General features: G+C 40.7%; 2 protein-coding genes and 1 pseudogene. All 3 read right to left on the reverse strand.

All coding sequences use genetic code 11. The features are described from left to right. Positions 1 to 215 precede the first annotated feature (215 nt). Positions 216 to 755, reverse strand: coding sequence for a CHRD domain-containing protein (locus C8R11_RS15740; protein WP_107796520.1), 540 nt, complete (start codon positions 753 to 755; stop codon positions 216 to 218). A gap of 311 nt (positions 756 to 1,066) precedes the next feature. Further along, positions 1,067 to 1,762 (reverse strand): TSUP family transporter, encoded by a 696-nt coding sequence (locus tag C8R11_RS15745; protein WP_107796521.1) that lies wholly within the window; start codon positions 1,760 to 1,762, stop codon positions 1,067 to 1,069. Between the two features lie 2 nt (positions 1,763 to 1,764). After that, a pseudogene (locus C8R11_RS15750) lies at positions 1,765 to 1,932 on the reverse strand (IS481 family transposase); the annotation flags it as partial.

Here is a 1,932-nt window from a genome sequence, read left to right on the forward strand (position 1 = left end):
TCACTGGCAATTCCTCTCTTTTATGCAGTCTAGACAACTGAATTATAAAAGATTTAACAGGAATTGCCTCCCCCATTCATGCAATATTCAGGCTAACCCACCGTACTGAAAAAAATTACCTAGTGAGCTGCCTCATCAGATAAAAGAATATCTCATTTTTTATAGCACTCCTTCAAATCAATATCAGATACTAGCAGAGCTGCTTTCCCCTGTAGCTAATTCAAATTATCGTCATTATCCTTATTTTCTAACAACTGTCCTCGAATCACACCGGCTGGGAAAGTCGCGCTATGCACATTCGCGTAGATTTTTCCTGCACGCATTGCAAAAGCTAAAGAAGCAATGTTATTGAGCGGTACGTCACATGCATCCATAGTTTCAGGTGGTATGATATCGCTGTTATCCAGGGTAACTTCAAGTGCTCCATTGCTCACATCCACTGGCGGATCTACAGGACCGAAGAGGAAGGCCACTACTGGCCCATTCAAACCTGCAGGTGCACAATGAAAATGTGCTTGTGTGATTCCGGTGCCGTTACGCACAGCAATACGAAATTGTGCTTTGGTTAATGCCTTATCAAATTCGACTGTAATTGCGCCGGTAGTGTCAGTAACAACTCCGCCTGCTGGGCTAGTAACCTCTTGCGCGCCACTCAAATCTGCTTCAAATTTCAATTCATTTGCAGCATATACGATAGTGCTTGAACTGAGCAATAATAGTGACACTAAAAACAGATTAATATATATCTTTTTCATGTCATAGTCTCCTGATAATAATAGTATTTATTATAAAAGTAGAATAACAATCAAGAATTAACATCTTTTAGTTTCAGACAGCAAGACCACAGTACATGAAAGCTTGATTGAATTCCAATAAAGGTGTCAATTGGCGTGCAAAATTCACCAGGTAACAGCGTCGATGTTTTCCAATGTAGGGTGCTAATAAACAAAAGGCTCTAAAGTTTCACGGGATTTAGTATAAAATTTGTTGTTAACGACACCTTAGCGTACGTTTTCGTTCCGTTGGACTTCAAATCCCTTTATTGATATTGTAACTTGGTAAATTATTATGATCCGTAAACTATCAAGTAGATAGCAAGGACTACTAAAAGAACTGTTACATAGCGCTCAAATTTCTTCTGTGGCATATATTCAATAACTTGCTTTGCAGACCAGCTACCCGCGATCATTGCCACTCCCATGAATGCAGCCAGAAGCCATAAATCTTGAGCGAGTATAATGTATTGGTGATAAGTTATTATTTTTACCCCATGTATTGCTAGTGCAGTTGTTCCTTCGCTTGCAATATAAGCAACTGGCGATAACCCGAGCGAAAGAAAGATTGCTGCACCCAAAGGCCCAGCACTACCCAATAAGCCAGATAGAAAACCCACAAGACTACCGCCAGCAATTAACAAAAAAGGACTGATTTTTAAATTCAGAACGCCCACATATTTAAGCATCACAAATAATAAAATTGCCGCGCCAATGAAGCGCGTTATCAAATCTTTTGGTAGTTCAGCAAATGAAACTGCACCTAAAATGCTGAAAGGGATTGCACTTAACAAGAATAAACTTACTGGTTTCCATTGAATCTGCTGAAAGCCAAAACAAATCCTTGCGAGATTGCCGATAAATTGAATAACAGTTAGTAATGGCACTGCATGCATGGTTCCCACAACCTCTATAAGTAAGGGCAGCAATAGAAGTGCGCCACCGAATCCTATCGTACCTGATACTATTGCTGCAAAATATGCCGCCAGGAAGTGTCTTGTGAACCCAGATAACCTGGGTGTGCTGTGTCAATTTCACCGCAGGCTTCATCATCGTGTTTCTTTTTTTCAAGCGCGGCGACTTGTGCATCGCTGAGCATAATGCCGTCATTAGCTACTTTGGCTTCGAGTGCCTTTAGGCGCTTCTTGAAATTCTCCAG

It is taken from the genome of Nitrosomonas aestuarii (genome assembly GCF_003046585.1).
Lineage (GTDB): Bacteria > Pseudomonadota > Gammaproteobacteria > Burkholderiales > Nitrosomonadaceae > Nitrosomonas > Nitrosomonas aestuarii.

Bases quoted from the DNA above. Each gene is read 5' to 3' on its own strand.
- C8R11_RS15740 (WP_107796520.1), bottom strand. From the start codon at position 755: ATGAAAAAGATATATATTAATCTGTTTTTAGTGTCACTATTATTGCTC.